The organism is Mesorhizobium sp. M1A.F.Ca.IN.022.07.1.1 (assembly GCF_003997575.1).
Classification (GTDB): Bacteria; Pseudomonadota; Alphaproteobacteria; order Rhizobiales; family Rhizobiaceae; genus Mesorhizobium.
This window is the reverse complement of the sequence record NZ_RZST01000395.1, coordinates 1-4,833: the sequence shown is the minus strand read 5'-3', so window position 1 is coordinate 4,833 and position 4,833 is coordinate 1. Positions and strand designations below refer to the sequence as shown.

Here is a 4,833-nt window from a genome sequence, read left to right as displayed (position 1 = left end):
GGCATGGACATGGACGAGACAAAAATCCTGATCGTCGGCGGCGGTTCGGGCATGGGGCTGGCGCTTGCCAGGCGCTGCCTCGACGAAGGCGCCGGCGTCATCATCGCCGGGCGTAATGCAGCGAGGCTGAACGCCGCGCGCGATGAGCTCGATCGCCCGGCCGCGCTGGCAACGGCGATGGTTGACATCAGCCGCGAGGCCGAGGTCGCGGCGCTGTTCGCGCGCATCGGCCGGCTCGAGCATATCGTCAGCACGGCGGCCGATATCGAATGCGCCTACCGGCTTTTGCCCGAGATCGAGCTGTCGGCGGCGCAAAAGGTTGTCGACAGCAAGTTCTACGGGCCGCTGCTGTTGGCCAAGCATGGCGCGCCGAAACTTTCGGCCAATGGTTCGCTCACCTTCGTCTCCGGCATTGCCGCCTACCGCCCGGCCGCGCGCGGCTCGGTGGCCGCGGCCGTCAACGCCGGGCTCGAAGGGCTGGTGCGGGCCTTGGCGATCGAGCTGGCGCCGATCCGAGTCAATGCCGTCTCGCCCGGCTGGGTCGACACGCCGATCTGGCAATTCGTTGCCGGCGATGCGAAGGACGAGACGCTTGCCGCGATGGCGAAGCGCCTGCCGGCGGGACGGGTCGGACGGCCGGAAGACATTGCGGACGCGATCCGCTTCCTGATGGGCAACGGCTTTACGACGGGAACGACGCTGCATGTCGAGGGCGGGCAGCGGCTGGTCTGACGATCGCGAAGTTTTCGCCCATCGCCGCGAGCAAGAGCTTCAGCGCCGGCGGCTGGACGCGCCGGCGCCGCCAGATCATGACCAGCTCCGCCGAGCGGATCGGGCCCGGCCATGCGATCTCGGCCACCTCGCCGCGATCGAGCGCCGCGGCGACCGCCAGCCGCGGCACAAGGCCGAAGCCGGCGCCGGCCGCCACCAGGCCGGCGATGGCGTCAATGCTGCCAGCCTCGGCCGCGAGCTTCGGTCCGCCGAGGCCCGCCTCGGTGAAGGCCCTGTCGACCATGGCGCGGTAGACGCATCCGGTTTCGGTGGCGACGAAGCGCTTTTCGGCAAGCTCCCCCAGATCGACATCCGCCCGGTTCTCGCCCGGCGGCGCGATCAGCACCAGTGGCTCGGCCGCGACGGGGCGCCTGGCGAAGCGCTCGTCGGGCTCGCTGGCGCCCGGTCTGTCGAAGCAGAAGGCGAGGTCGATCCCGCCCTCTCCCAGCCTGCGGCGCAACTCGCCGCTGCCTGCGATTTTCAGCCTGATGTCGATGTCGGGATGAACGGCCTGGAAACCGGCGAGCCAGCCGGGAAGTTTTGCCGAAGCGATCGTCTCGAGCGCGCCGAGCGTGAGGCTGCCGGCCGTCTCGGCCTTGGTGGCATCGATGGCGGCCCGGGCGTCGTCGGCGAGCGCCAGCAATTCCTCGGCGTAAGGTTGCAGCGCCTCGCCGGCCGGCGTCAGGTCCAGCCCTTGCCGCGACCGTATGAACAGCGTCGCGCCCAGCTCGGCCTCGAGCGCCTGGATCTGGTCGCTGACGCTCGACTGTGCGAGATTGAGCTCGCCCGCCGCGCGCGTGACCTTGCGTGTGCGCGCGACCGCGAGAAAGGTCTTCAGCAGCCTTGGATGCACGTTACTGCAGCTGCGGCTTCTTGAGGAAGGAGTTGCGGTCGGCCGATTTTACACGAAGCCAGGTCTCACGGCCGTCGCGCACGACGCGCAACGGAATTTCCGCGCCGGCCGGGTTCTGCCAGAGTTTTCGATAGAAGTCGGCGAGACCGTCAACCTCGCCGTCGCGCACGTCGGAGATGATGTCGCCTTGGCGAAGGCCAGCCTTTGCCGCGGGACCACCTTCGGCGACGCTCATCACCACCACCATGCCGTTCGACTCCGCCGAGAAGGCGCCGAGCCACGGGCGCGGCGGCTTGGCGACCTGGCCGCGCTTGACCAGATCGACGAGGATCGGCGTCAGAAGGTCGATCGGCACAATCATGTTGATGTCGGCAACCTCGCCGGCGCGGCTCATCTGCAGGCGCAGCGAGCCGACGCCGAGCAGCTTGCCGTCACGGTCGAACAGCGCAGCACCACCCCACGACGGATGCGCCGGCGCGGTGAAGATCGCCTCGTCGATGAGATATTCCCAATAGCCGGCGAATTCCTGCTTGGTGACGATGTAGGCGTCGACCTGCTGGCCGATGCCGTCGGCAAGCGTCACGGCGTCGCCGATATTGGCCTTCCTGGCATTGCCGAACTTGACTGCCGGCAGCCCGAGCGGCGCCAGCGCCTGCACCAGGCCGAAGCCGGTCTCCTGGTCATAGGCCAGCGCATGCGCCGCAACCACGCGGCCGTCCTGGTCGGTCAGCCAGACCTCCTCGGCCTCGGTGATGAGATAGCCGATGGTGAGAACCAGCCCGCTGTCGCGGATCACCACGCCGCTGCCCTCACGGCGCGTGCCCAGCGCATTGGCGGTGAAGGCGTCGTCCGGAACCGTGGCGCGCACGGCCACGACGGAGCGCGAGATTTTTTCGATGGTCATCGTCGATCCTGAATTACGGGTCTTTTTCTATAAGTATGGCCAAAGGGACGCGGTGCAAGGGCATCTGTCCCTGACGGAGAAGGCGGGGCGCTGCTGGCCCAAGCGTTAGTTCAACGAAATTTGAACTTTTTTCTTTGACGCCCGCGCAACCGCACCTAAATCTTGCGCCAACGAACCCCGCACCCCGCTCACAGGAACAAGGCCTCCCGAGATGAACCAGTACAACCCGCCGAAAGTCTGGACCTGGAACAAGCCGAATGGCGGCACCTTCGCCTCCATCAACCGGCCAGTCGCCGGGCCGACGCATGAGAAGGAATTGCCTGTCGGCAAGCATCCGCTGCAGCTCTATTCGCTGGCCACGCCCAACGGCCAGAAGGTGACGATCATGCTGGAGGAGTTGCTGGCGCGCGGCCACAAGGGCGCCGAATACGACGCCTGGCTGATCCGCATCAATGACGGCGACCAGTTCGGCTCGGGCTTCGTCGAGGTCAACCCGAACTCCAAGATCCCGGCGCTGATGGACCGCAGCGAGCCGAAGCCGGTGCGCGTGTTCGAGTCGGGCTCGATCCTCACCTATCTGGCGGAAAAATTCGGCGAGTTTCTGCCGACGGAGCGTGCAGCGAGGGCCGAAACCTTCTCGTGGCTGTTCTGGCAGATGGGCTCGGCGCCCTATCTCGGCGGCGGCTTCGGGCATTTTTACGCCTATGCGCCGGAGAAGATCGAATACGCCATCGACCGCTTCGCCATGGAAACCAAGCGGCAGATGGACGTGCTGGATCGGCGGCTGGCCGAAAGCGAGTATCTCGCCGGGCCGGATTACACCATCGCCGACATGGCGGTCTGGCCCTGGTATGGCGGGCTCGCCAAAGGCCGCAGCTACAACGATGCCGCGCAGTTCCTCGCCGTGCATGAATACAAGCACGTGCAGCGCTGGGCCGACGCGATCGACGCCAGGCCGGCGGTAAGGCGCGGCCGCATGGTCAACCGCATCTCCGGCGATCCGGCCTATCAGTTGCACGAGCGCCACGACGCCAGCGATTTCGAGACGAAGACGCAGGACAGGTTGCAAGCGGCGGAGTGAGCTGCTGATCTCCCCGCCTTGCGTGGGAGATGGCCGGCAGGCCAAAGCGGTTCGCTGCGCGTGGAGCGCCGACGCCCGACGAACAACAAGAGGGCAAGTTGGCGCATCGTGCGCGCCGACCCCCTCTGTCGCCTTCGGCGACATCTCCCCCTCGAGGGCCCTTAAAGGGGGAGATCAGCTACCTCCCGTAGGTATACGTCACACTGGCCTCCGCCAGCGCCTGGCTCTTCGCCGCGACCGACACCATTTCGGGCGACGGATTTTCCGGCGTGCGCAGCTTTGCCTCACTCAGCGCATAGAGCGTGAAGACATAGTGGTGCGTGCCGCTGCCGGGCGGCGGACATGGGCCGAAATAGCCGGTGCGACCGACGCCGCCCGTGCCGGACACTGTGCCCTTCGGCAGGCGCTTGCCGCTTTTGGAGCCGGCGCCCTCGGCGAGGCCCTTGGCGCTTGCCGGGATGTTCCAGGCAAGCCAATGCCAGAACCCCTTGCCGTCGTTGGCATCGGGATCGAACATGGTGAGCGCGTAGCTCCTGGTGCCCGCCGGTGGGTCCTTCCAGCCAAGCGCGATCGAGACGCTCTTGCCGCCGCATCCGGGCTTGTCGCCGAGATATTTTGCGTCCCACTTGTCGTTGTAAACCGATGGGCTGGAGATCTCGAAGGCGGATGCCTGGGTGGCGAAGGCAGCGAAGGCAAGTCCAATCAGGCTGAGGCGCGAAGTCATGGCTTCACTCCTTCTACTTGGATTGCCCAAAGTCTATCCGAAAGGCGCGCCGGAGCCGAGCAACTTTGCGTGACGGCCGGCAGGCGCCGGAGCTGCCGATTTCCCCCACAAGGAGGAGTTCCGGAGCACTGCCGACGAGCAGTGTCACGCGCGGCGGCGAGTCCATACTACCCCCTCTCGCCAACGCGGGCGACCCGATTTGTCCTTGCGGCCCTTCCTAAAGGTGCCGCCACCCGATCTTGCCGTTAGGCCAACAGAGCTATGCGGTTCTTCACGAATTTTTTCAGCCGGAACATCCCCTGGAAAGCTCCGTTGGAAACTTAGTCAACGATGCAAACCAATGGAGATTTCCTGATGATGAAGAAGATTCTCGCAGCTTCCGTTCTTACCCTGGCGCTCGCGACCTCGGGCGCCATGGCTCAGACAGCCGGTGCAAGCGGCGACGCCAGCGGCAGCGTTTCGGGCGGCGTCTCGGGCACGACTGGCGGCGCCTCGGGCAG

General features: G+C 66.1%; 5 protein-coding genes. 2 read left to right on the top strand and 3 right to left on the bottom strand.

From position 1 onward, the window contains the following. Positions 1-3: 3 nt before the first annotated feature. On the top strand, positions 4-732 hold the full coding sequence (locus EOA75_RS28765; RefSeq protein ID WP_127325747.1) for an SDR family oxidoreductase: 729 nt from the start codon (positions 4-6) through the stop codon (positions 730-732). Here the strand turns inward: EOA75_RS28765 and EOA75_RS28760 are convergent. Together EOA75_RS28760 and EOA75_RS28755 are read right to left on the bottom strand one after the other, a co-directional pair. Next, entirely contained in the window at positions 683-1,624 is a 942-nt protein-coding gene (locus EOA75_RS28760; protein ID WP_127325746.1) for a LysR family transcriptional regulator, read from the bottom strand. The genes EOA75_RS28765 and EOA75_RS28760 overlap by 50 nt on opposite strands. A 1-nt stretch (position 1,625) precedes the next feature. Then, positions 1,626-2,528, bottom strand: coding sequence for a S1C family serine protease (locus EOA75_RS28755; RefSeq protein WP_127325745.1), 903 nt, complete (start codon positions 2,526-2,528; stop codon positions 1,626-1,628). A gap of 211 nt (positions 2,529-2,739) precedes the next feature. Here EOA75_RS28755 and yghU point away from each other — a divergent pair, with 211 nt between their 5' ends. After that, the gene (gene yghU, locus EOA75_RS28750; RefSeq protein ID WP_095801381.1) at positions 2,740-3,609 is read left to right on the top strand and encodes a glutathione-dependent disulfide-bond oxidoreductase; all 870 of its coding nucleotides are present in this window, start codon (positions 2,740-2,742) and stop codon (positions 3,607-3,609) included. Between the two features lie 178 nt (positions 3,610-3,787). Here the strand turns inward: yghU and EOA75_RS28745 are convergent, their stop codons facing one another. Further along, the gene (locus EOA75_RS28745; protein ID WP_127216445.1) at positions 3,788-4,333 is read right to left on the bottom strand and encodes a YbhB/YbcL family Raf kinase inhibitor-like protein; all 546 of its coding nucleotides are present in this window, start codon (positions 4,331-4,333) and stop codon (positions 3,788-3,790) included. Positions 4,334-4,833 lie beyond the last annotated feature (500 nt).

What these genes read in the sequence shown, in the direction of transcription:
- EOA75_RS28765 (WP_127325747.1), top strand. Translation starts at nt 4, where the DNA reads ATGGACATGGACGAGACAAAAATCCTGATCGTCGGCGGCGGTTCGGGC.
- EOA75_RS28755 (WP_127325745.1), bottom strand. Translation starts at nt 2,528, where the DNA reads ATGACCATCGAAAAAATCTCGCGCTCCGTCGTGGCCGTGCGCGCCACG.
- yghU (WP_095801381.1), top strand. Translation starts at nt 2,740, where the DNA reads ATGAACCAGTACAACCCGCCGAAAGTCTGGACCTGGAACAAGCCGAAT.
- EOA75_RS28745 (WP_127216445.1), bottom strand. Translation starts at nt 4,333, where the DNA reads ATGACTTCGCGCCTCAGCCTGATTGGACTTGCCTTCGCTGCCTTCGCC.